The sequence below is a fragment of the Burkholderia sp. BCC0405 genome, from assembly GCF_902833075.1.
In the GTDB taxonomy this organism is placed as follows: Bacteria; Pseudomonadota; Gammaproteobacteria; order Burkholderiales; family Burkholderiaceae; genus Burkholderia.
Window position 1 is genome coordinate 414,417 of sequence record NZ_CADFEO010000001.1, and the last position, 22,759, is coordinate 437,175.

Consider the following 22,759-nt stretch of genomic DNA (forward strand, 5'->3'; position numbering starts at 1 on the left):
CCTGGCGGATTCGGCGAAAGCGTGCGCGAGGTCAGACGAGCTCGGGCGTCTGCACGACGCTGATCTCGACGCCGACGGCCGTCGCGCCGAGCCCCGTCACCGGTTGCGCGTCGCGATAGTCGAGGCCGACCGCGATGCGCACGTAGCGCTCGTCCGGGCAGCGATTCATGAACGGATCGAACCCGACCCAGCCGAGCCCTTCGACATAGGCCTCGGCCCACGCATGGCCGGCCGGTTGCTGCATCAGCCCGGCCGCTTGCTGCTGCGCGCCGAGCGCCGGCTGCGGCAGCCCCTGCGACTGCGCGGCATGCGACGCGCCGAGCGCCTGCTGCATGCCCTCGCCGCTCTGCAGCGCGAGCGCCTCTTCCTCCTCGACGTCGCCCGCGCTCTGCTTCGCGTCGGCGATGCGCTGCATCGCGCTGTCCGCCAGCACGTAGCCCGAGATATAGCGTGCGGGAATCTTCAGTACGCGCGCGGCCGCGATGAACGCATGCGCATGGTCGCGGCTCGTGCCCTCGCCGCTTTGCAGCGCCGTTTCGGCATCGACGGGCGCGTCGGCGGCCAGGTTCGGCGCATACGCAATGCGGTCGTGCACTTCCGTCATCAGCCAGTGCAGCGCATCGAGGCTGCGCGGCTCGATCGGCAGCGCCTGCGTGAGCGCGCGCACGGTGTCGCCCGCCTTCGTGAGCGCGGTCTCGCGCTCGAAGATCCACGGCGGCGCATAGCCTTCGGGATTGCCGATAATGCCCGAGCGGTCCTGCGTCTCGACGACGCCGGCCGCGATGACGACGATCTCGGCCTTCGCGCCGCGGTCGTGCCGCACGAGGTCGATCCGGTTGCCGAGCCCGTCGGCATAGGACAGCGTCGGCTCGACGCCGTCGATCGTGACCTGCCACGCGCGCACCGTCTGCCCGGGGCCCGACTGCGGGCGCAACCGCAGCCGTTGCAGCGCATGGGTGGCTTGATCGTCGAACTGATAACGCGAGATGTGTCGGATGGCGAGTCGCATGGCAAGTCTCAGTCGAAGTTGTAGGCCTGGGCGATTTCGAGCCCGAGGCTGTTGTTGCGGCCGATGAAGTCGGTCAGGAACTCGTGCAGGCCGCTCTTGAAGATCCGCTCGACCGAGGTATCGGACAGCATTTGCAGGATCTTCGTGGCCGTGTCGTGACAGGGATGTGTCACGCCGTAATCCTTCGCGAGCAGGTTCAGGCTCGACACGACGCGCCCGTAGCAATAGCGCAGCGAACGCGGCATGCGGCCGTTCAGGATCAGGTAGTCGGCGATGTTCATCGGCTTGTACTGCACGTCGTACACCCAGCGGTACGAACGGTGCGCGGCGACGCAGCGCAGGATCGTCTCCCACTGGTAGTTGTCGAGGATCGTGCCCACGTGCGACACCGACGGCAGCAGCAGGTGGTATTTGACGTCGATGATCCGCGCGGTGTTGTCCGCGCGCTCGACGAACGCGCCGATCTGCGCGAAATCGAAGATCTCGTTGCGCAGCATCGTGCTGTAGAAGCTGCCGAGGATCAGCGCGGTTTCGCGCTTCACCTGGTCGAGCACGGCCGGCACCTCGCTTTCCGGCACCGGCTGGGCGAGCGCGCGGCGCAGCGCGAGCCACGCGCCGTTCACGCTCTCCCACGCCTCGCGCGTGAGCGCCGTGCGCACCATCCGCGCATTCGAGCGCGCGGCCTCGATGCACGACAGCACGCTCGACGGGTTGTCGCGGTCGCGCAGCAGGTAGTCGGTTACGGTATCGGCCGCATACGCGTCGTATTTCTGCCGGTAGCCGTCGTCCGTGCCCGAGCTGACGAGCACCGACGACCATTCGGCCGGCGCGTCGGACGTGCGCGTGAGCGCCATCCGCAGCCCGGCATCGACGATGCGCGCGATGTTCTCCGCGCGCTCGATATAGCGGTACATCCAGTAGAGACCGCTTGCAGTACGTCCCAGAAGCATCTCGTGTCCACTCCGTCTTCATTCGGTTCGCGCGCCGGCTCCGGCGCACGGGGTCGCGTCCGGCTCAGTCGGCCAGCACCCAGGTGTCCTTGGTGCCGCCACCCTGGCTCGAGTTGACGACGAGCGATCCCTCCTTCAGCGCGACGCGCGTGAGCCCGCCCGGCGTGATGCGGATCCGGTCCGACACCAGCACGAACGGCCGCAGGTCGACGTGGCGCGGCGCGAGGCCGGCTTCGGTCAGGATCGGCGTCGTGGACAGCGCGAGCGTCGGCTGCGCGATGTAGTTCGCGGGGCGCGCGCGCAGCTTCGCGGCAAAGGCCTCGAGCTCGGCCTTCGACGCGCACGGACCGACCAGCATCCCGTAGCCGCCCGAGCCGTGCACTTCCTTCACGACCAGTTCGTCGAGATGGTCGAGCACGTATTTCAGGCTGTCGGCTTCGCCGCAGCGCCAGGTCGGCACGTTCTCCAGCAGCGCCTTGCGGCCCGTGTAGAACTCGACGATCTCCGGCATGTACGAGTAGATCGCCTTGTCGTCGGCGATGCCCGTGCCGGGCGCGTTCGCGATCGTGATGTTGCCCGCGCGGTACACGTCCATGATCCCCGCGACGCCCAGCACCGAATCGGGGCGGAACGTGAGCGGATCGAGGAACGCGTCGTCGACGCGGCGGTACAGCACGTCGATCGGCTGGAAGCCTTCGGTCGTGCGCATCGCGACGCGGCCGTCGATCACCTGCAGGTCGCTGCCCTCGACGAGGTGCACGCCCATCTGGTCGGCGAGGAACGAATGTTCGTAGTACGCGGAATTGTGGATGCCGGGCGTGAGCACGGCGACGGTCGGGTTGTCGGCGTTGCCGCCCGGCGGGCACACGGCCGCGAGCGACTGGCGCAGCATCTGCGGATAGGTCTCGACCGGGCGCACCTTCACCTGCTGGAACAGCTCCGGGAAGAGCTGCATCATCGTCTCGCGGTTCTCCAGCATGTACGACACGCCGGACGGCGTGCGCGCGTTGTCCTCCAGCACGTAGAACGCGTTCTCGCCGGTGCGCACGATGTCCACGCCGATGATGTGCGTGTAAACGTTGCCGGGCGGCCGGAAATCGATCATCTCCGGAATGAACGCTTCGTTGTGCGCGATCAGGTGCTTCGGCACGATGCCCGCGCGCACGATTTCCTGGCGATGATAGATGTCGTCGAGGAAGGCGTTGAGCGCCATCACGCGCTGCTCGATGCCGAGCGACAGCCGGCTCCATTCGGCACCCGAAATGATGCGCGGGACGATGTCGAACGGAATCAGCCGCTCGGCGGCCTCCGCATCGCCGTAGACGGCGAACGTGATGCCCGTCTTGCGGAACACGCCTTCCGCGTCGTGGGCTTTCTGGGCGAGGCTCGCGGGATTCTGCGTGTCGAGCCACTGCTTCAGGCGCGCGTAGGGCGCCCTTACCATGTCGCCGGATTGCAGCATTTCATCGAATGGCTTCATCGATCTTTTCTCCATCGATCGTTTTCCCCGGCATTGCGCATGCCGGACCGGCGTAATGAATGCTTTGCAAGGAACGTGCCTTGCGCGATCCCTCGATATCCCCCCGTTTTCGCGCCGCGCCGGGCCCGCCCGCGCGGCATTGCGCACCACAACGGTGCAACCCCTGACGCGACGGGCGACCGCGGTGCGCCGCGAACGCGCACGGCCGATGCTGCGCCGCGTCTTTCGAACATAGTTCCCCCGCGTGTCACGAATGTGCAATCTGCACTGCACAAAAAACGGGCCGCCCGGGCGCCATACCACCGGAACGAAAGGATCGGAAGGCGGGCCGGCACGCGCACGGCGCAACCGGCCCTGGGGGAAGTACCGTCTGCGGCCGCACCGGCAGTTCGACGCGATGAACTGTCCGGTTAGCCGGGTCCGGCACCTCAACGCTATGCAGCCGTAATCCCGCCGACAACGCCCATGCATATTTCGACTGACACCCATCGAAAAAAAACATCGGGCCGACTGGCGCGAGGCGCGGTACGCTAGAAAGTTCGTGCAGCAAACGGTGCCGCCGCCTTTCAGGCGCCCGACGATAAAAAGCGAAGATCGACATGGAAGCAAAGTGGCTGGAAGATTTCCTGAGCCTTGCGGATACCAAGAGCTTTTCCCGGGCCGCGCGTAACCGGCACCTCACGCAGTCGGCATTCAGCAGACGAATTGCCGCACTCGAAACCTGGATGGACGCGAAGCTGGTCGACCGGAGCATCAACCCGATCACGCTGACGCCGGCCGGCCAGATGTTCCGCGGGCTTGCCGCGGACATCCTGCGCAGCATGTATGCGGCGCGCAATCTCGTGAACGGCTACGACCAGTTCGCGGCCAGCGATCAGGTCGTGCGTTTCGCGGTCGCCCACACGCTCGTCTTCACGCTGTTTCCCGAATGGCTGAAGCAGCTCAACGGCGAGGTCGGCCACGTGACCGCGCGCGTCAATGCGGTCAATGTCCCGGAAGGCGTGCAGCAGCTCGTCGAAGGCGAATGCGACCTGCTGCTCGGCTATCACCACCCGCAGTTGCCGATCGTGCTCGACCCGAACCACTTCCCGTTCGTCAGCCTCGGCGTCGAACGGATCCTGCCCGTATCGACGCCGGATGCGCGCGGCAAGCCGGTGTTCCAGCTGCCGGGCACCGCCGATGCGCCGCTGCCGCTGCTCGCGTATTCGTCGGGCGCGTTTCTCGGCAACATCGTCGAGATGCTGCTGCTGAACGCCACCGAGCCGTATGTGCTGCACCGGTGCTTCGAGACGCACATGTCCGAGGCCCTGAAGGGCATGGTCGTGGCCGGGCACGGGATCGGCTGGCTGCCGGAAAGCTGCGTCGCGAAGGAACTCGCGGAAGGCACGCTCGTGTGCGCGGGTGCCGGCGACTGGATCACCGAGCTCGAGATCCGCCTGTACCGGTCGGCCCGCAAGCGCGGGCTCGCGGCCGAGCAGCTGTGGACCTACATCATGAACCGGCCGCGCGCGGCGGTCGAAGGCGCGGCTGACGCGGCCGCACCGGCGGCCGCGCCGGCGATGCGCATCGCGCGGCGCAGCGCGGGCGGCAGCCGCTGATCTTCGCGTTCGCGTCGCTCCCGCAGACGACGCGAACGCGAGTACGGATCGTGGCAATCCTGTGTGCGCATGCATGCGCGTCGCGCCGTTTCCCGGCGAACGCGATCCTCTCCCCGGCAGCAAACAGCGATCCCGATAGCCTGAGAAATCACCACGCCAGACCCGTCATCGTTACCAGAGGAATCGCAATCGTTTGCGTTTCCGGAATGGTTTCTTTACGTCGAACATGGCATGCCTGCATATTCCGTCTGATTATCATGAAAGAAACACCCTGTTACAGAAAAAATAACGTTTTCGATTTTCATTTAACAATCCAAAACGTCGTACGGCCATTTCATATCGCGCGACCTGTATCCGGATCCAAATCAATTCGACTGGAACACAGCCGCAAAAATTTCTTTTATCAGTCGTTATTTTTCGGCACGAAAGTCGATACATCCGACGTGATTCAATGCGTACTGGATCATCGCTACCGGACGGAAATAGTCATATTCGGCAATATCGACTTTCTTCAGCGTTAAGAGAGTCACGCGAATCCGACGTTATCCTATTTAAATAGGATATTTAGCCACGTCCCATTCCGGCCACACGCGGTTGTTGGTTAAAAGTCCATCGTGTATCAATAGCATGTCGCAAAAAGAACGCTGGCAAATCTGACTCCGAATAAATGCTCGTCATTGATTCCGGACGGGAGGTTGCAATGTCTTCCTCGTTTCGACAGCATGCTCGCCCCTTCCTGAGCGCCACGCTCTCCGTGCTCTGCATGAACGCGACCGCCCAGACGCTCGCGTCCCAGCCACCGGCTCCTGCCCCCGCTCCCGATCCGGGTGCGGGCCGCTACGTCATTTCGTATATCTGCGGCGATGCGCGGATCGACGGTACCGCACCGCTTCCGCCCGACGGCCGGCCGTACAACCTGGGCGTGTCGTTTGCGTCGGCCAAAACGGGGCAGCCACTCGCCAACGTCCAGGTGCGCCTGCGGCGACATGGTCGCGTCCTCGTCGAATTCAATGCCTCGGGGTCGCGTTGCCTGTTCAGCGTGCCGGATGCGAGCTACCGGGTCGAAGGCACCTATCAGGGCGCCACCCAGTTCGCGATCGTCGAAACGGGTGCGATGACCACGCAGTTGCGATGGTGAGCACCACCCGCCCCCGCCCGGATCGCGACTTTCACCGCAACGTATCGAATCGAGGAGCTTTGAATGACTCGTGCAGAACGACAGGACGATTCGCCCGCCCGCCAGCCGAAACCCACCTGGGGCCCTGGAAAGAACGCGGCGCTCAGCTTCGTTGCCTTCGCCGCGATCTTCGGCATCTTCGCCTACGCCGAACGGGGCACGACGGTCGGCCATGCGAGCGTAGCGCACGGCATCTCCGGGATGATCGGAACCGCCGTCGGGAAGACCCGCAAGGCGATCGTGGCCGCAACCGCGCGCGCCACGGGCGCGTCCGGCGGCCCCATGGCTTCGGCTGCCCCCGAGCCGGCGCCGGCACTCGCAAAGGCCGCGCCCTCCTTCACACCGCAGCCGTCCGCTTCGGAAGCCCCCGCGAGCGCGACGGCGCCCCCCGTCACGCTCGCGGCCGAGCAGGAAACTGCGCCGCGGCCCGCGCCCCGTGCCGTCGCGCAACACCGGCAGCAACCGCTTGCCCCGCCCGTGACGCTCGCGGCCGGTACGCATGCGACATCGGCCTACGGTCGTATCGCCACGCGACACGGTGCCGAGCATCGTGCGCAGCGTGCCGAAACGCTGGCAGGCACGAGCCGGCGCATGGACTTCGCGCCCAAGCCCCGGCCGTATGGCGCCGACATCGTGCACCTGCAGACGGCAAGCATCACGCATGCGGAACTGGAAAGCGCGCGAGCGCTGGCAAAGGCGCGCTCGTGCGCGGTGATCGACGAATGGCGCTGCGTGGAACACAACGCGAGCCGGGCGCTCGCGATCGACCCGACGAACAGCGAATCGCGGGCATTGCTGGGTCAGGCGGTCCGCAACCGGCTCTGAGCCGGGCCCGCATCGCCGGGCACTCGCAGCCCGGCCGCGCGACGGCGTGCGTCGCCTGGCAAGCAACCGATGTGGTCGTTTCGAAAGGAGGACCCCTCGTGGACAGCAATCGTCAACAACAATGCACCACCGTCACGCCGTCCAACCGGCGGATCCTCCTGCATGCGCCGCTGGTGTTGCTGCTCGTCGCGTCCGGCCCCTGCTTCTCCGCCGACGGCGATACGGAAGCGGGCCGCGTCAACGAAATCGCCGGGGCCAACGGCGCGCCGGACGCGCCACCGCCCGGCATGCAGCCAACGGTCGTGTCGATCCCGATCGCCGACGCGGCGGGCGCCCCGCCCCCGCATGCGCCGACGCCGATCGCGCAGGCTTCGGATGCGTCGATGCAGATCGCGCAGGCGTCGAACCCGCAGCCGGCCGTGCCGACCACGGTCGTGGTGGAACCGGAGGCGCCGCGCTCGAGCACCCCGGTGGCGGGCGCGCGAGCGCCGGATACACCGAATACGCCGGCGCCGGTCGCGCAAACACCGGAAGCGCCGATGCTGCTTGCGCAGGCCGAGATCGCCCGGCCGCCCGATGCATCGGCGCGTCCCGCCTCGACGACGCCCGACACGTCTGCCCCCGCTTCGCCGGCGCCGGTCGTGCCGGCTTCGGACATCCCGGCGAAGGTCGCGCAAGCCGCCCCCGCCGCGCCGTCGAATGCGCCGACGCAGACCGCGCAGGCCTCCGGCACCCCGATGCCGACCTCGCCTGCGCCCGTTCCCCGGATGCCGGGCTCGCCACCGCCGTCGTCCCCGGCGCCGAACGCCCGGACACCCGGCGCCCAGCTACCCAGCGAACCGACACAACCCTCGCAAGGCCCCGACGTCGAGGCCCCGAACGCCCAGGCGCCGAATCTCCGTACCGCCGACGTCGAGACCGTGCGCAACGACGTGTTCGGCCTCGCGGCGAGCGGCGGCGCGATCAAGGCGCTCGACGAAGCGAAGGCGCGGCCCGATGCGTTCTCGGCCGTCGACATCGCGCAACTCGAGGAGCTGTCGATTCGCCAGCAGGTGCGCGGCGGACGCGACAAGTCGCGCGCGATGACGAGTTCCGACCGTTTCGACGGCATCGACAACGCGCTGCGCGCGGCCGACGATCTCGACAAGCGGATGCCGGCCACGCCCGAGTACATGCCGGTCCGGACGGCGCTCGCGGGCGACCGCACGGTCGCCTACGCGGCGCGCGGCGACATGGAGACGGCCGTCACGACGTTCGAGACCATTCCGTCGAACGCGGAGATCTCGATCGATGCGCTGTCGGCCGTCGGCGACGCCTACCTGTACCTGAGCGAACCGGCCAAGGCGAACGCCGTGTACCAGCGCGCGCTGAAGCAGGCAACCGCATCGCCGACGGACCGCGCGACCCGCGGCTTCCAGTACGGTGCACGCACGCGCCCGATCGAACTGCGCGAAGGGCTGTTCTGGTCGTACGTCGACCAGGGGCGCGCGGCGGACGCGAAGCAGGTGCTCGACGAAATGGGCGCGTCGCTGCCGCCGGTCAAGGAGGTCCGCGCCTACGGCCCGGAGGAAGGCGACTATCTGCGCTACTACCGGCTGCGCGCGCAATACCTGATCTACACGGGCCACGTCGACCAGGGGATCGCCGCGCTCGAAGCGCTCGAGAAGCAGGTGCCGTTCAACGCGGAGATCCGTGCCGCGCACGCCGACGCGGTGTCCGGCCAGTCGCATCCGCGCCAGGCGATCGCGATGTATCGCGCGTCGCTGACCGACCACCCGGACAGCGTCGAGATGCTCGCGGGCCTCGGCCGCGCGGCGCTCACGGCCGACGACTACGCGACCGCGAAGAGCGTCGACCAGACCCTGGACAACACGTTCCCGGACAGCGGCGCCGTGCGCGGATTCAAGCGCGACTACAACGCGTATCGCAGCCCCGTGTTCACGACCGACCTGAGCTACGAGCACGGCAACAGCGCACTGGCCGACAACAGCTTCACGTCGGACAGCTATGTGTATTCGCAACCGTTCGGCGACAACTGGCGCGTCTTCTCGCACACGTTCTTCGGCTATGCGCAGACCGACTCCGGCAACGTCAGCCGCACGCGTACGGGCGTCGGCGGCGACTACCGGCACGGGCCGCTCACGGTCCTGGGCGAAGTCACGCGCTCGTTCGGCACGGACGGCCGAACCGGCGGCCGCGGGTCGGTCGCTTACGCGCTGAACGATTACTGGACGGTGAGCGGCGAGCTCGACACCAACGACAACTCGCTGCCGTGGAAGGCGTATGTCGCGCACATCTGGGGCCGCTCGGCGAACGTCTCGGTCGTGTATCGCCAGAACGACCGTCGCGAGGTCAAGCTGAGCTACGGCGTGAGCCGCTACAGCGATTCGAACCTGCACCAGGAGATCTCGGCAACCGCCACGCAGCGCGTGTACACGAGCGCCAACCAGCAGGTCAACGTATCGCTGGATCTCGGCACCGACAGCAACACGCGCCAGGACGCGCCCTACTTCAACCCGGGCCGCGACTATGCGGCCGCGGCGACCGTCATGCACCAGCTGACCCTGTGGAAGCAGGGCGACATGGGGCTGCAGCAGCGCGTCTCGGTGTCCGGCGGCGTGTACAACGAGCGCGGCTTCGGCACCAGCCCCCTGTGGAGCGCGCGCCTCGAGCATGCGTGGACGTTCAGGCACGACATCACGCTGAGCTATGGCGTCGAGGTCAGCAGCCACGCGTACGACGGCGAGCACGAACGCTCCGAAACCGGCTTCATGTCGGTCAACCTGCCGTTCTAGCAAGGAGATCGAGTCATGCAATCCAGACGAACCTTCATGTGCGGATGCCTCGGTACGTTTGCCGCCTGTTCGCTGTTTCCCGGCGTGACCAACGCCAGGATGATCGACCTGCTGCCGCCTTCCGATCCGGCCGACGGCAAGACGTTTCGCGTGATCTGCATGCATGACGTGCGCGACAACCTGATGGCGTCGTTTTCGTCGGCGTCGTCGCTGGTCGACCCGTTCGCGGTCGATACCGGTACGCTGACCGCGATCTTCTCGTGGCTGCAGACCAACAACTACCACACCGTCACGGTCAGGCAGATCGAGGAGTCGCGGCACGGCGGCCAGCCGCTGCCGCCGCGCGCGGTGCTCCTCACGTTCGACGACGGCTTTCGCAGCCACTACACGAAGGTGCTGCCGCTGCTCGAGCGGTTCAAGTATCCGGCCGTGATGGGCATCGTCACCGCGTGGATCGATACACCGCCGGATACGCCGATCCGCCTCAGCGACACGGTCCAGGTGCCGCGCGACTACTTCATGTCGTGGGACGAGGTGAAGCAGGTCGGCCAGTCGCCGCTCGTCGAGCTCGGCTGCCACACGCACAACCTCCATCACGGCGCGGTCGCGAATCCGCAAGGCAACGAGTTGCCGGCGACCACGTCGCACCTCTACCTGCAAGACGAGAAGCGCTATGAAACCGACGCCGAATTCGAAGCGCGCGTGCACGACGACCTGCAGACATGCGTGCGCCAGATCCACGAACATACCGGCATCGTCGCACGCTCGATGGTGTGGCCATACGGCGCGGAAAACCAGCCCGTGCGCCAGATATCGACGTCACTCGGCATGGACATCCAGTTCAGCCTCGATGCCGGCCCGAATACGCCGGACGTGCCGCTGGACCGGCTGCGGCGGATTCTGATGATGTACGACGTCGACATCGGCGGGTTCGAGCGCTCGATGCGCGAGCCGGCTTCGAACCGCGGCGACGTCGACGTGCCCGAGCGCACCGTGCAGGTCGACCTGGACCAGGTCTACGATCCGGACCCCGCGCGGCAGGAAGCGAATCTCGGCAAGCTGATCGAACGCATCTACCGGATGCAGCCCAAATCGGTGTACCTGCAGGCGTATGCGGACCCGAAAGGCACGGGCGTGGCCGAATCCGTGTATTTCCCGAACCGGCACCTGCCGATGCGCGCCGACCTGTTCTCGCGTGCCGCGTGGCAGCTCAACACGCGTTCCAACGTGCAGGTGTACGCATGGATGCCGGTGCTCGCGTTCCGGCCGCCGGCCGACAAGCAGCGCGGGCTCGAGGCCGTGAGCGCCTACGGCGGCGCGCCGGCCCGCGAGAACGGCACACGCACGTTCCGCCTGAGCCCGTTCGATCCGGACGCGCGGCTGATGATCCAGCAGATCTACGAGGATCTCAGCAAGCACGCATCGTTCAGCGGCATCCTGTTCAGCGACGACGCCGTGCTCGACGACTACGAGGATGCGGGCCGGCACGCGCTGCGCACCTACGCGCAGTGGGGGCTGCCGGCCGACGTCGGCAAGATCCGCGAGAACCCCGACCTGATGAAACGCTGGACCCGGCAGAAGTCGCGCTACCTGATCGACCTGACCCGCCAGCTCGAACAGATCGTGCTGGCCCACCAGAACGCGGGCGACGTGCTGACCGCGCGCAACATCTTCGCGATGCCGGTGCTCAAGCCCGAATCGGAAGCATGGTATGCGCAGAACTACGACGATTTCCTCGCCACGTACGACTACGTCGCGCTGATGGCGATGCCGTACATGGAGCAGGCGAAGGATCCCGAAGGCTGGATGGACCAGCTCGTGCAGGCCGTCCGTGCGAAGAAGCCCGGACTGCAGCGCACCGTGTTCGAACTGCAGTCGTACGACTGGCACGCGCACAAGGACGTGGCGGCCGGCACGCTGCTCGCCCAGATGCGGCGGCTGCGCAGCGAGGGTGCGGTGAATTTCGGCTACTACCCGGACAACTTCCTGAACGACCGGCCGGATCTCGACGCGATGCGCGACGTGATGTCGTTGCAGTCGCGCCTCGACCCGACCTCGATCAACGCACTGATGCAGATGCAGAAAACACCGGGGACGAGGACGCCATGACCACCCACAGCCTCATCCAGCGCCTGCAGGATTTCGTCTTCTACTATCCGTTCTTCATGTCGTACCTGTGGATGATCGGCGGCGTCGTGCACTACTTCCTCCTCGAGGAAGGCCGCGAGCTGTCCACGCGGACGATCGCGTCGAGCGGGATCCCGAAGATCTCGATCGTCGTGCCCTGCTTCAACGAAGCCGCGAACGCGCGCAGCGTGATCCGCCACCTGGACCGGATGCAGTATCCGAACTACGACATCATCGCGGTCAACGACGGCAGCCAGGATCGCACCGGCGAGATCCTCAACGAGCTCGCCGTCGAGATCCCGAGGCTGCTCGTGATCCATCACGCGCGCAACGAGGGCAAGGCGGTCGGCCTCACGACCGCGGCGGCCGTGTCGAACGCGGAATACCTGCTGTGCATCGACGGCGATGCGCTGCTCGCGCACGACGCGATCGGCTGGATGCTCGAGCATTTCCTGACCGATCCGGGCGTCGGCGCCGTGACCGGCAACCCGCGCATCCGCACGCGCACGTCGCTGCTCGGCCGCATGCAGGTCGGCGAATTCTCGTCGATCGTCGGGCTGATCAAGCGCACACAGCAGGTGTACGGCCGCATCTTCACGGTATCCGGCGTGATCACGATGTTCCGCAAGACCGCGCTCGCCGACGTCGGCTACTGGAGTTCGGACATGCTGACCGAGGACATCGACATCAGCTGGAAGCTGCAGTGTCGCGACTGGCGCGTCGTGTACGAGCCGCACGCGCTGAGCTGGATCCTGATGCCGGAGACGGTGAAAGGCCTGTTTCGGCAGCGGTTGCGCTGGTCGAAGGGCGGCATCCAGGTGCTGATGAAGTACGCGGGCACGCTCGCGCGGCCAACGCAGATGATGATGTGGCCGCTGTTCGCGGAGTACCTGATCGGCATTGCGTGGGCCTACGCGATGTCGTTCATCCTGCTGCTCGCACTCATCGGTGTCGTGTACCCGCTGCCGCAAAGCTGGCACGTATCGGTCGTGCCGCACTGGCACGGCATGCTGCTGGTCGCCACCTGCATCATGCAACTGATCATCGGCAGCATGATCGATCGTCGTTACGACGAAAAACTCCTGATGTATTTCCTTGACACCGTCTGGTATCCCGTCGCCTTCTGGCTGATCAGCATGATCACCACCGTCGTCGCCCTGCCCGCCATCGTGCTGCGGGGCCGCGGCAAGCGGGCCGTATGGGTCAGCCCCGACCGAGGCATTCAACATGAAGAACGCGCCGATTATTGACCTTTCCCTGCGCGCGCCGCGCGAAATGATCGCCGAGCGCGGCCGCATCGTCGGGTCCGTGCTGATCATCTGGTTCCGGCTCTTGCGGCCGGCGCTCGTGGGCGCCGTATGGGCATCGATCTGCATCTATACGTACCGCTACCTGCTGCCGTTCAACCCGGCCGAGATGCCGATCGAACAGATCGTGTTCTACGCGACCGGCATCGCGATCATCGCCGGCACCATCGTCACGTGGCTGATCGCGGGGCGCGTCGTGCATCCGCTGGCGTACCGGCTGCGGGTGTCGAAGATGCTGCGCCGCTCGGCCAGCGCAAAGGTGCGCTCGGTGCCGGCGAACGCGCTGGCCGGCGCCCACCGGCGCGGCGCGCGGCGCACCACGCGCATTCTCGTCGCGTCGCACGACGCGAACGGCTCGATATCCGGCATCGAATGGGTAACCCACGCGGGGCCGCAGCCCCGCGAGTAGGTCGGCGCAGACGCGCCGCCGCGCACGGGACCGCATCGGTGCCGCGCGGCGCCGCTCCCGACACCGTGCTGCCGTGCCTGGGCAGCGCGGCAACCTTTTATGGACGAGGTGAATCATGTGCGGAATCGTCGGAGCAAGCGGCCTGAACAACCAGGTGCCGCAACTGGTCAATGCGCTGAGCCGGCTCGAGTATCGCGGCTACGATTCGTGCGGCATTGCCGTACAGGACGATGGCCGCCTGCGCAGCGAACGCACGTTGCGGCGCGTGACCGACCTGCAGGCTCGCGTGCTGACGCTGGGCCTCGAGGCGCAGACCTGCATCGCGCATACGCGCTGGGCGACCCACGGCGCACCGTCCGAAATGAACGCGCATCCGATCATGTCCGGCGACACGATCGCGGTCGTGCACAACGGCATCATCGAGAACCACGACACGCTGCGCGTCGAGTTGCGGGAGCGCGGCTATACGTTTCGCGGCCAGACCGACACCGAGGTGATCGCGCACCTGATCCACAGCCTCTATCGCGACGACCTGTTCGACGCGGTCGTGCGCGCCGTCAAGCGGCTGCACGGCGCGTACGCGATCGCGGTGCTGAGCGCGCGCGAGCCGCAGCGCCTCGTCGCCGCGCGCGCGGGTTCGCCGCTCGTGATCGGCATCGGCGCGGAACAGAACTACCTCGCGTCGGACTGCGCGGCGCTCGGCGACCTGACCGACCGCTTCGTCTACCTGGAAGACGGCGACGTCGCGCTGATCACGCCGGATCGCATCGCCGTGGTCGACTCGGGCGGGCACGAAGCCCAGCGCCCGCTGTGCCAGGTGAAGGCACGCGAAGGCGACGCCGCGCTCGGCCCGTACCAGCATTTCATGCAGAAGGAAATCTTCGAGCAGCCGAAGGCGATCGACAGCACGCTCGACGGCATCGACACGATCTCGCCGGCGCTGTTCGACGCGACCGACGGCGCACGCGCGCGGCTGTCGAAAGTGAGGAGCGTGCTGCTGCTCGGCTGCGGCACCAGCTACTACGCGGGCCTGACTGCGAAGTACTGGCTGGAGGCCATCGCGGGCGTGCCCGCCCAGGTCGAGATCGCCAGCGAATTCCGCTACCGCGATACGGTGGCCGATCCGCGCACGCTCGTCGTCGGCATTTCGCAATCGGGCGAGACGGCCGACACGATCGGCGCGATCGAGCGGGCGCGCGACAGGGGCCAGGCGCTGTCGATGGCGATCTGCAACGTGGCGACCAGCACGATCGCGCGCAACGCGCCGCTGCGCTTCCTGACGCGGGCCGGCATCGAGCTCGGCGTCGCGTCGACCAAGGCGTTCACGACGCAGCTCGTCGCGCTGTTCGTCTTGAACCTGACGCTCGCGCAGCTGCGCGGCCGGCTCGATGCGGCGCAGGTCGCACAGCACCTGAAGCAGCTGCGTGCGCTGCCCGAGCGCATCGGCCACGCGCTCGCCCTCGAAACGCAGATCATGGGCTGGGCCGCGAAGTTCGCGCGCACCGAGAACGCGCTGTTCCTCGGGCGCGGCATTCATTTCCCGATCGCGATGGAAGGTGCGCTGAAGCTCAAGGAAGTGTCGTACATCCACGCGGAAGGCTACGCGGCCGGCGAACTGAAGCATGGCCCGCTCGCGCTCGTCACGAGCGCGATGCCGGTCGTCACGATCGCACCGGACGACCGCCTGTTCCAGAAGCTGAAATCCAACATGGCCGAGGTACGCGCGCGCGGCGGGCGGCTCTACGTGCTGGCCGGCGACCGTCTCGGGATCGACGCCGACCGCGACACGCACCTGATCCGCGTGCGCGAATCGGGCGACCTGCTGTCGCCGATCGTCAACGTGATTCCGCTGCAACTGCTCGCATATCACGTCGGCTGCGCGCGCGGCGCCGACGTCGACAAGCCGCGCAACCTCGCGAAATCGGTGACCGTCGAATGATGGGCCGAGCGCGCCCGGTGCGCGTAGTCGCGCGGTGCGTCGCGGCCGCGCTGTGCGGCGCATGCGGCATCGTCACGGCGCCGCCGCCGGCCTGCGCCGCCACGCAGGCCGTGCATACGGTCACCGTGCAGGACGCCCCGTCGCCCCGCCCGAGCGTCGATCCGCGCAGCTTCATGCACGGCATCGGCGTGGCCGACGCCGGCAACGGCAAGCGCTGGGTGTTCTTCAGCAGCTCGGGCATCGTGCCGCACGGCGCGATGCGCAACGGCAACTGGCCGCACGATGTGTACGTCGGCGAATGGCTGCCTGGCAAGCCGCACCTGCTGCACGTCCATACGTTCATCAGCCGCCCCGAAGCGCAGGAGCCCGTATCGATCGCGCAGAACGCGCGCGGCGATATCTTCGTCACGTTCGAGGACGGCTGGAACGCGCCGCAGGAGGTCAGCCAGCGCTACGGCGTCTATCGCCGTGACCTGAAGCCGATCAAGCCCTACCCGAACGACGTCGAATCGGGCGGCCACTCGGGGCATGTCGCCACGGCGGCCGACCGTTTCGTCGTGTTCTATTCCGCCGACTGGATCGACGGCGGCGGCGTCGACAATCTCGGCACCGGCAACGGCGTCTACGTGAAAACCTACGACGCGGCCGGACGCGTGCTGAACCAGGTGGCGGTCGCGCCGCACCGCCGCGAGTGGTGGCCCGTCGTCGCGGGCTCGCCGCATATCGCGCTGCTCGTGTGGCAGAAATACATCGACGGCAGCACGAACGCGACGCTCGAATACGCGATGTTCGACCCGGTCACGGCCAAGCTGGACAAACTGGGGACGCTGAACGACGCGATCCAGTACTACGTGTACGCGTCGGCTTATGTGCCCGGGATCGACCGCTTCATCGTCGTCACGACGACGGCGGACGATCGCGGCGTCGCGATGCTGATCGCGCCGGACGGCCGCCGCACGGCGACGCTCGACTGCCTGCCGGCGTCGGTGCGCGAATCCGGCATCGGCGTGTCCGGCACGCATGCCTACGTGCCGCTCCGCGACGGGCGGCTGCTGACGCTGGCGCTCGGGCCGGCGGACATGTCGGTCAGCGGCGCGCAGCGTTCGCCGATTCCGTGGGGCTCGACCGGTATCGCCGGCTTCCCGACACCCGGCACCGCGATGCATTTCGTGTCGCTGACGCCGTCGGGCACGCGCGAAGCCGATTTCGAACCGGAGCATGAAACGCCGTTGCCGAAGCGCGAAGTGCGTTGTTCGAGCCATTGACGGCGGCCCGGTAACGGGATCGCCGTGAACGCGGCGGGCCTGCGCCCCGGCTCATCCGCCCCGTCGCGCCCGGGCCGCGCCGCGCGACGCCCCATCCGTCCCGCCCCCCGATCGCCGCGCACGCGGTGGTCGATCCGTCCGGTCGCGGCCGCCCCTTCCCGCGCCGCAGTCGCCAGCGCCGCGCGTACCGGATAGACTGTCGCCCGATTCCTTCCATCGGCCGCGGCGTGCGCCTCCTGTCGCGGCCGGAACGCCCTTTTCCGGAGAACGAATGCTGAAGCGCCGGTGGTTTTCGCTTTTGCTGCTGACGGTATGCCTGATCGGACAACGCGCGTCGGCGCAGTCCGCGCTTGAACTCGAGACGGACGGCACGGCCCGCGCCCTCACCCGGCAGACGCTGCTCGCGCGCCCCGACGCCACCGACATCCACGTGCCGCGCGACATCGCATACGGCCGGCCGATGACGTTCCGCGCGGTGCCGTTCGCCGCACTGCTCGGCGACACGCCGCTGCCGGCCGACGGGGTGCTCGAAACCCGCGCGGCCGACGGCTTCGCCGCGCAACTGCCGCTGGATCTCGTGCGCCGGCGCACGCCGGCCGGCGCCGTCCCGTGGCTCGCGATCGAGGATCCCGTGCATCCGTGGCCGAAGCTGCCAGGCAAGCAGGTCAGCGCCGGGCCGTTCTATCTGGTCTGGCTCGGGCCGGACGCGTCGTCGGTGCGCGGCGAGCAGTGGCCATACCAGATCGTGCGCATCACGATCGAGTCGTCGCCGCTCGCGCGCTGGCCGTCGCTCGCCGTCGATGCCGCGTTGCCGGCGAACGATCCGGCTCGCGCGGGCCAGCGCCTGTTCGTCACGCAATGCCTCGCATGCCACCGCCTCGACGGTGCGGGCAGCAGCCATGCCGGCCCCGACCTGAATACGCCGATGAACCCGGTCGACTACTTCCAGCCCGCCGCGCTGCGCCGCTATATCCGCAACCCGGCATCGGTGCGCGACTGGCCCGGCCGCAGCATGCCGGCGTTTCCGCCCGACCAGTTGAGCGACCGCGAACTCGACCAGATCGTCGCGTATCTCGCGTATATGGCGCGGCGCAAGGCCGGCCGGTAACGCGCGGCCGAATCGAATCACTCAAGGAACGTTGATGACGCCAGGCGACACGCTGTTCACCATCGCACCGATCGACGCCGCGCAGACGCACCCGCTCCGGGCGACGATCCTGCTGAATGGCGATCTGGGCGCGTGCGAACTGGCCGGCGACCATGCGCCGACGACACTGCATGTCGGCGTACGCGACGCGTCGGGCATCGTCGCCGTTGCGTCGCTCTGCGAGGAGTTGCGCGACGACGATCATGCGCGGCCGGCGTGGCGGCTTCGGGGGATGGCCGTCCATCCTGCCGTTCGCGGAATGGGCTTCGGGCGCGTGCTGGTGCAGGTTTGCGTGCGGCACGCGCAAGCACGCGGGGCCGCGCTCGTGTGGTGCACGGCACGCGAAGCCGCGTACCGGTTCTATGAAAAGCTCGGCTTCGCAGCCGACGGTGCGACGGTGGCGATGCCGGGGCGCGCCGATACGGCATTCCATGTGATGCGGCGATATATCGATCGGCAACCGCCCGGGGCGTGACCCGAACCACGCGCTCGCGTCGTCAGGCGCAAACCGGCGCGGCCCGCCCGGAGAACACACCTCCGCCGGACCACCGCCGCCGCACCCAGGCTCAGGTTTCCTGCGCGCTTTGCAGCACCGCACGCAACAGCACGTCGGCGCCTGCCGCCGCCCACTCGGGCGTAATCGCTTCGGCCTCGTTGTGGCTCAGCCCGTCGACGCACGGCACGAAGATCATCCCCGTCGGCGCGACGCGCGCCACATAGCACGCGTCATGACCCGCGCCGGACACGATATCCATGTGCGACAGCCCGAGCGCCCGTGCCGCATCACGCACGGTGTCGATGCAGCGCGGCGCGAACGGGATCGGCGCATACGTAAAGATCTGCTCGATCTGCGCGCCGAGGCCCGTTTCGTCGGCCACACGCGCGAGTTCCGCGCGCAGCGCCGCGTCCAGTTCGTCGAGCACCGCGTCGTCGGGATGACGGAATTCGACCGTGAAGAAGCAGCCGCCCGGCACGGTATTGCGCGAGTTCGGCCGCGCCTCGATCATCCCGACCGTCGCGCGCGCGTACGGCGCGTAACGGCGGCCGAGCACCTCGACAAACGAGATCATCCGCGCGGCGCCAACCAGCGCATCGCGACGGAATTCCATCGGCGTCGTGCCCGCGTGCGCATCGACACCGGTGAGCGTCACCTCGTACCAGCGCTGCCCCTGCCCGGCCGTCACGACGCCGATCGTCTTGCCGGCCCGCTCGAGAATCGCGCCCTGTTCGATATGCAACTCGTACGCCGCATGCACCGGATAGCCGCCGACGGGCTCCGCGCCCGCATAGCCGATCCGCGCCAGTTCCTCGCCGATCGTCCGGCCCGCGCCGTCGGTGCGCGACAGCCCGTATTCGAGCGTATAGACGCCCGAAAACACGCCGGCCGACACCATCGCCGGCGCGAAGCGCGAGCCTTCCTCGTTGGTCCAGATCACGACGTCGATCGGGCGCTCGGTCTCGATGCCCGCGTCGTTCAGCGCGCGCACGACCTCGAGCCCGCCGAGCACGCCGTAGATGCCGTCGTAGCGGCCGCCCGTCGGCTGCGAATCGGCGTGCGAGCCGGTCATGACCGGCGCGGCGTCGGGATTGCGCCCCGCGCGGCGCGCGAACACGTTGCCCATCTGGTCCACGCGCACCGTGCAGCCGGCGTCTTGCGCCCATTGCACGAACAGGTCGCGCGATTCGCGATCGAGATCGGTCAGCGCAAGACGGCAGACGCCGCCCTTCGGCGTCGCGCCGATCTGCGCCATCCGGTCGAGCGACGCCCACAGGCGGTCGCCGTCGACGCGCGGCACGCTCACGCGCTCGGCCATTGCGTTGTCGTCACGCATCGCCGTTCTCCGGCGCGGCTTGCCGCGCGTAACGGAAATCGCAGCGCTTGCCACCCTGCATGATCGTGCTCGTACGCGTGAGCGCGATGTCCGGCGCATAGCCCTGGATGAAATGGCTGTCGCGCGCGCAGCTCAGCAGGTGCCCGATCTCGCCGAGCCCCATCGCGTGATACATCTCCGCGTAGCTGCAGCGATGCACGTCGTAGTCGTAATGCGCGTCGTCCGCGCGCCGCACCTCGACGTCGAGCGCATCGTCCTTCTCCCACAACACCTGCAGCGCGATGAACGATTTCACGCTCGTGCCGCCAGGCTCCTGCGCGGCGAACGTGCGGCCGGCGTCGACCGCCGCGCCGCGCACGGCTTCCGCGATCACGGCCTGCGCGCGCTCGACGCCGAACTCGCGCTTCATGATCTCGTAGATGGGCTTGATGATTTCCGCTTCGATGCGGCGCCGCGCGAGGATCCCGAGGCGCGAGTCCTCGGCGGCGGCGGATGGATGGGTGGTGTCGGTCATGGGGATCGTCTTGGTCGCTTGGTCGCTGTGTCGCGCTGTATCGCGCTATGTCGTTTACTTGGTCGCGGTGCGCGAGCCGCCGAGCACGTCGACGACGGCCCATTTGCCGCCGCGCACCTGGTAGATCGTGAAGGCCGGGTCCTTCAGGTTGCCTTCGGCATCGAACGCGATCCGCCCCGTCACGCCGGGCCGGTCGATCGCACGCACTGCCGCGACCAGCTTCGCCGGTTGCGTCGTGCCGGCCTTCTGTGCGGCCGCGATCAACGTGGCGGCCGCGTCGTACGCGAACGGCGCATGCAGTTCGATCGGGGCGCGGAAGCGCGCCTGGTATTGCGTGTCGAACGCCTTGCCGCCCGGCATCCGGTCGAGCGGCAGGCCCGGTTCGAGCGCCGTCACGCCATCGCCGTCCTTGCCCGCGAGCGACAGGAAGGTCTGGCTCACGAAGCCGCCCGCGCCGAGCAGCGGCGCGTTCACGCCGAGCTGGCGCATCCGGCGCGCGATCGGCGCAGCCTGCGCATCGAGGCCGCCGAAGAACACGAGATCCGCGCGCTTGCCCTTGATCGCGGTCAGCACCCCGCTGAAGTCGGTCGTCTTGTCGTTCACATACTGGCGATCGACGATCGCGCCGCCGTTCGCCTGCACGCCCTTGATGAACTGGTCGGCCAGGCCCGAGCCGAACGACGTGCGATCGTCGATCACCGCGATGCGCTTCGCTTTCAGCGTCTTCACCGCGTACGCGCCGGTGAAATGGCCGCCCGCATCGTCGTGACCCATGATCCGGAAGGCTGTGGCATAGCCCTGCTGCGTGTATTGATGGCCGGTGGACGCCGGCGCGATCTGCGGGATGCCCGCATCGCGGTAGACGCGCGACGCCGGCACGCTGCAGCCCGTGTTCCAGTGGCCGACGACGCCGATCACGTGCTTGTCGACGAGTTGCTGCGCGACCGCGACGGCCGTGCGCGGATCGGACTGGTCGTCGGCCGCGACGAGCTTGTAGACCACCGGCTTGCCGCCGATGGCCGGATGCTTCGCGTTCGCGTCGTCGATCGCGAGTTGCGCGCCGTTCTGCAGATCCTTGCCGATCCGCGCGGACGGGCCGGTGAGCGGCGCGGCAAGACCGATCAGGATCGTCTGCGGCGCGGATTGCGCGAACGCGGGAACGGAGGCGACCAGGGCGGCCGCCGAGAAAGCGAGGCTGGCGTGGAGAAAAGCGATTTTCATGTGCGGGGATGGATCGGGGAATCGGATCAAAACATGAAAAATATTAAATATTCCGCACCCAAACCCTAAATACCCAATTGTTGGATGCTTATGCCGTTCCCAACACATTAGCCCATGTCACTGTAAATACAGGATATTTTCATGTTGTCGCTTACCCTGACTTTTCGATAAAATTCGATACATGAAAAATATCGAACAATTACCGCACGATCCGCCGCTGCGCGCGGTGCGTGCGTTCGAAGCGTTCGCGCGTCTCGGGTCGGTCACCGCGGCGGCAGGCGAGCTCGACATCACGCCGTCGGCGGTCAGCCATCAGCTGCAGCTGCTCGAGGCGTTCATCCAGACGCCGCTGACGGTGCGCGAGGGCCGGCTGCTCGCGCTCACCGACGAAGGCCGCGACTACTACCGCTCGATCAGCGCCGCGTTCTCGGTGCTGCGCAGCGCGACGCGTTTCGTGCGCGACCGCTCGTCGCTGCGGCAGATCACCGTCAGCCTGATTCCGCTGCTCGGCATCGGCTGGTTCATTCCGCGGCTGCACGCGTTCCTGGCCGACAACACGGACGTCGACGTGACCGTGCTGTACGCGCATCACCGCAACTACCGCAGCGATGCATCGGACCTGTCGATCCGCTTCGGCACCGGCGACTGGCCCGGCTACCGCTGCGAGCGGCTGCTGCCGGGCGCGATGGTGCCGATGTGCAGCCCGTCGTTCCTGAAGCGCCACGGGCCGTTTCGCACGCCGGCCGATCTCGCGCGCGCACCGCTCGTGCACGACGAGGATCGCAGCACGTGGGTCAACTGGCTGCAAGGCGCCGGCGTGCGGCACGTGTCGCACGCGGTGGGGCCGATGTTCGAGGATGGCCAGCTCACGCTGAGCGCCGCGCGCGCCGATCTCGGCGCGGCATTGCTGCGCGCGCCGCTGGTCGAACGCGAGCTGGCGAATGGCGAGCTCGTGAAGCTGTTCGATCACACGCTCGACGACGGGCGCGATTACTACCTGTGCACGCGCGACGACGCGGACATGCCGGACGGAGCCAGGCGGCTGGCGGCGTGGTTGAGGAAGATGGCGGGGATTTGAGCGGCTCGCCTCCCGCGTTGCCGGACAGCGGCTTACGCGAAGACGCCGCGCCCGCCCGAGAGTTGCATGCGCTCAATCAAATATAT

General features: G+C 67.5%; 18 protein-coding genes. 12 read left to right on the forward strand and 6 right to left on the reverse strand.

Features of this window, described 5'->3' with window-relative positions; translation table 11 throughout:
- Window positions 1-31 precede the first annotated feature (31 nt).
- From HWX36_RS01825 to HWX36_RS01835, 3 genes are all read right to left on the reverse strand, one after another.
- Window positions 32-1,009: a transglutaminase family protein gene (locus tag HWX36_RS01825; RefSeq protein WP_175950573.1), complete on the reverse strand. Its 978-nt coding sequence runs from the start codon at window positions 1,007-1,009 to the stop codon at window positions 32-34.
- 8 nt (window positions 1,010-1,017) lie between these two features.
- Window positions 1,018-1,959: an alpha-E domain-containing protein gene (locus HWX36_RS01830; RefSeq protein ID WP_175950574.1), complete on the reverse strand. Its 942-nt coding sequence runs from the start codon at window positions 1,957-1,959 to the stop codon at window positions 1,018-1,020.
- 64 nt (window positions 1,960-2,023) lie between these two features.
- Window positions 2,024-3,439, reverse strand: coding sequence for a circularly permuted type 2 ATP-grasp protein (locus tag HWX36_RS01835; RefSeq protein WP_175950575.1), 1,416 nt, complete (start codon window positions 3,437-3,439; stop codon window positions 2,024-2,026).
- Window positions 3,440-4,038: 599 nt separating this feature from the next.
- Here HWX36_RS01835 and HWX36_RS01840 point away from each other — a divergent pair.
- The 11 genes from HWX36_RS01840 to HWX36_RS01890 all read left to right on the forward strand — a co-directional run bounded on the left by HWX36_RS01840 (window position 4,039) and on the right by HWX36_RS01890 (window position 18,503).
- The gene (locus tag HWX36_RS01840) at window positions 4,039-5,037 is read left to right on the forward strand and encodes a LysR substrate-binding domain-containing protein (RefSeq protein ID WP_175950576.1); all 999 of its coding nucleotides are present in this window, start codon (window positions 4,039-4,041) and stop codon (window positions 5,035-5,037) included.
- Window positions 5,038-5,737: 700 nt separating this feature from the next.
- On the forward strand, window positions 5,738-6,175 hold the full coding sequence (locus HWX36_RS01845; protein WP_175950807.1) for a hypothetical protein: 438 nt from the start codon (window positions 5,738-5,740) through the stop codon (window positions 6,173-6,175).
- A 63-nt stretch (window positions 6,176-6,238) separates the two neighbouring features.
- Window positions 6,239-7,039 carry a hypothetical protein gene (locus HWX36_RS01850; protein ID WP_175950577.1) on the forward strand — a complete coding sequence of 267 codons (801 nt, stop codon included), beginning with the start codon at window positions 6,239-6,241 and terminating at the stop codon, window positions 7,037-7,039.
- A 98-nt stretch (window positions 7,040-7,137) separates the two neighbouring features.
- Entirely contained in the window at window positions 7,138-9,834 is a 2,697-nt protein-coding gene (gene pgaA, locus HWX36_RS01855; protein WP_175950578.1) for a poly-beta-1,6 N-acetyl-D-glucosamine export porin PgaA, read from the forward strand.
- A gap of 15 nt (window positions 9,835-9,849) precedes the next feature.
- Window positions 9,850-11,943, forward strand: a complete 2,094-nt coding sequence (pgaB, locus tag HWX36_RS01860) for a poly-beta-1,6-N-acetyl-D-glucosamine N-deacetylase PgaB (RefSeq protein WP_175950579.1) — start codon at window positions 9,850-9,852, stop codon at window positions 11,941-11,943.
- Window positions 11,940-13,211: a poly-beta-1,6-N-acetyl-D-glucosamine synthase gene (gene pgaC, locus HWX36_RS01865; RefSeq protein WP_175950580.1), complete on the forward strand. Its 1,272-nt coding sequence runs from the start codon at window positions 11,940-11,942 to the stop codon at window positions 13,209-13,211. Before pgaB ends, pgaC begins: the two co-directional genes overlap by 4 nt.
- On the forward strand, window positions 13,189-13,677 hold the full coding sequence (locus HWX36_RS01870) for a Biofilm PGA synthesis auxiliary protein PgaD (protein ID WP_175950581.1): 489 nt from the start codon (window positions 13,189-13,191) through the stop codon (window positions 13,675-13,677). The genes pgaC and HWX36_RS01870 overlap by 23 nt, the downstream gene beginning before the upstream one ends.
- 115 nt (window positions 13,678-13,792) lie before the next feature.
- Complete coding sequence (glmS, locus tag HWX36_RS01875; RefSeq protein WP_175950582.1) at window positions 13,793-15,616, forward strand: glutamine--fructose-6-phosphate transaminase (isomerizing); 1,824 nt, start codon at window positions 13,793-13,795, stop codon at window positions 15,614-15,616.
- Window positions 15,613-16,881 (forward strand): hypothetical protein, encoded by a 1,269-nt coding sequence (locus tag HWX36_RS01880; RefSeq protein ID WP_175950583.1) that lies wholly within the window; start codon window positions 15,613-15,615, stop codon window positions 16,879-16,881. Before glmS ends, HWX36_RS01880 begins: the two co-directional genes overlap by 4 nt.
- Before the next feature lie 271 nt (window positions 16,882-17,152).
- Window positions 17,153-17,989 (forward strand): cytochrome c, encoded by an 837-nt coding sequence (locus HWX36_RS01885; protein ID WP_175950584.1) that lies wholly within the window; start codon window positions 17,153-17,155, stop codon window positions 17,987-17,989.
- Window positions 17,990-18,023: 34 nt separating this feature from the next.
- Window positions 18,024-18,503 (forward strand): GNAT family N-acetyltransferase, encoded by a 480-nt coding sequence (locus tag HWX36_RS01890; protein ID WP_175950585.1) that lies wholly within the window; start codon window positions 18,024-18,026, stop codon window positions 18,501-18,503.
- 91 nt (window positions 18,504-18,594) lie between these two features.
- Here HWX36_RS01890 and HWX36_RS01895 read toward each other — a convergent pair whose 3' ends face one another.
- The 3 genes from HWX36_RS01895 to HWX36_RS01905 are packed head-to-tail and all read right to left on the reverse strand — an operon-like array spanning window position 18,595 to window position 21,595.
- A complete protein-coding gene (locus HWX36_RS01895; protein WP_175950586.1) occupies window positions 18,595-19,860 on the reverse strand; it encodes a Zn-dependent hydrolase in 1,266 nt (421 codons plus the stop codon).
- Window positions 19,853-20,374: an L-2-amino-thiazoline-4-carboxylic acid hydrolase gene (locus tag HWX36_RS01900; RefSeq protein WP_175950587.1), complete on the reverse strand. Its 522-nt coding sequence runs from the start codon at window positions 20,372-20,374 to the stop codon at window positions 19,853-19,855. The genes HWX36_RS01895 and HWX36_RS01900 overlap by 8 nt, the downstream gene beginning before the upstream one ends.
- Window positions 20,375-20,428: 54 nt before the next feature.
- Window positions 20,429-21,595, reverse strand: a complete 1,167-nt coding sequence (locus HWX36_RS01905) for a branched-chain amino acid ABC transporter substrate-binding protein (RefSeq protein ID WP_175950588.1) — start codon at window positions 21,593-21,595, stop codon at window positions 20,429-20,431.
- 181 nt (window positions 21,596-21,776) lie between these two features.
- Here HWX36_RS01905 and HWX36_RS01910 point away from each other — a divergent pair, with 181 nt between their 5' ends.
- Window positions 21,777-22,673: a LysR substrate-binding domain-containing protein gene (locus HWX36_RS01910; RefSeq protein ID WP_175950589.1), complete on the forward strand. Its 897-nt coding sequence runs from the start codon at window positions 21,777-21,779 to the stop codon at window positions 22,671-22,673.
- Window positions 22,674-22,759: the final 86 nt, after the last annotated feature.

Excerpts from the sequence above, each read along its gene's own strand:
- HWX36_RS01825 (WP_175950573.1), bottom strand. The coding sequence starts at position 1,009 with ATGCGACTCGCCATCCGACACATCTCGCGTTATCAGTTCGACGATCAA.
- HWX36_RS01830 (WP_175950574.1), bottom strand. The coding sequence starts at position 1,959 with ATGCTTCTGGGACGTACTGCAAGCGGTCTCTACTGGATGTACCGCTAT.
- HWX36_RS01835 (WP_175950575.1), bottom strand. The coding sequence starts at position 3,439 with ATGAAGCCATTCGATGAAATGCTGCAATCCGGCGACATGGTAAGGGCG.
- HWX36_RS01840 (WP_175950576.1), top strand. The coding sequence starts at position 4,039 with ATGGAAGCAAAGTGGCTGGAAGATTTCCTGAGCCTTGCGGATACCAAG.
- HWX36_RS01845 (WP_175950807.1), top strand. The coding sequence starts at position 5,738 with ATGTCTTCCTCGTTTCGACAGCATGCTCGCCCCTTCCTGAGCGCCACG.
- HWX36_RS01850 (WP_175950577.1), top strand. The coding sequence starts at position 6,239 with ATGACTCGTGCAGAACGACAGGACGATTCGCCCGCCCGCCAGCCGAAA.
- pgaB (WP_175950579.1), top strand. The coding sequence starts at position 9,850 with ATGCAATCCAGACGAACCTTCATGTGCGGATGCCTCGGTACGTTTGCC.
- pgaC (WP_175950580.1), top strand. The coding sequence starts at position 11,940 with ATGACCACCCACAGCCTCATCCAGCGCCTGCAGGATTTCGTCTTCTAC.
- HWX36_RS01870 (WP_175950581.1), top strand. The coding sequence starts at position 13,189 with ATGAAGAACGCGCCGATTATTGACCTTTCCCTGCGCGCGCCGCGCGAA.
- glmS (WP_175950582.1), top strand. The coding sequence starts at position 13,793 with ATGTGCGGAATCGTCGGAGCAAGCGGCCTGAACAACCAGGTGCCGCAA.
- HWX36_RS01880 (WP_175950583.1), top strand. The coding sequence starts at position 15,613 with ATGATGGGCCGAGCGCGCCCGGTGCGCGTAGTCGCGCGGTGCGTCGCG.
- HWX36_RS01885 (WP_175950584.1), top strand. The coding sequence starts at position 17,153 with ATGCTGAAGCGCCGGTGGTTTTCGCTTTTGCTGCTGACGGTATGCCTG.
- HWX36_RS01890 (WP_175950585.1), top strand. The coding sequence starts at position 18,024 with ATGACGCCAGGCGACACGCTGTTCACCATCGCACCGATCGACGCCGCG.
- HWX36_RS01895 (WP_175950586.1), bottom strand. The coding sequence starts at position 19,860 with ATGCGTGACGACAACGCAATGGCCGAGCGCGTGAGCGTGCCGCGCGTC.
- HWX36_RS01900 (WP_175950587.1), bottom strand. The coding sequence starts at position 20,374 with ATGACCGACACCACCCATCCATCCGCCGCCGCCGAGGACTCGCGCCTC.
- HWX36_RS01905 (WP_175950588.1), bottom strand. The coding sequence starts at position 21,595 with ATGAAAATCGCTTTTCTCCACGCCAGCCTCGCTTTCTCGGCGGCCGCC.
- HWX36_RS01910 (WP_175950589.1), top strand. The coding sequence starts at position 21,777 with ATGAAAAATATCGAACAATTACCGCACGATCCGCCGCTGCGCGCGGTG.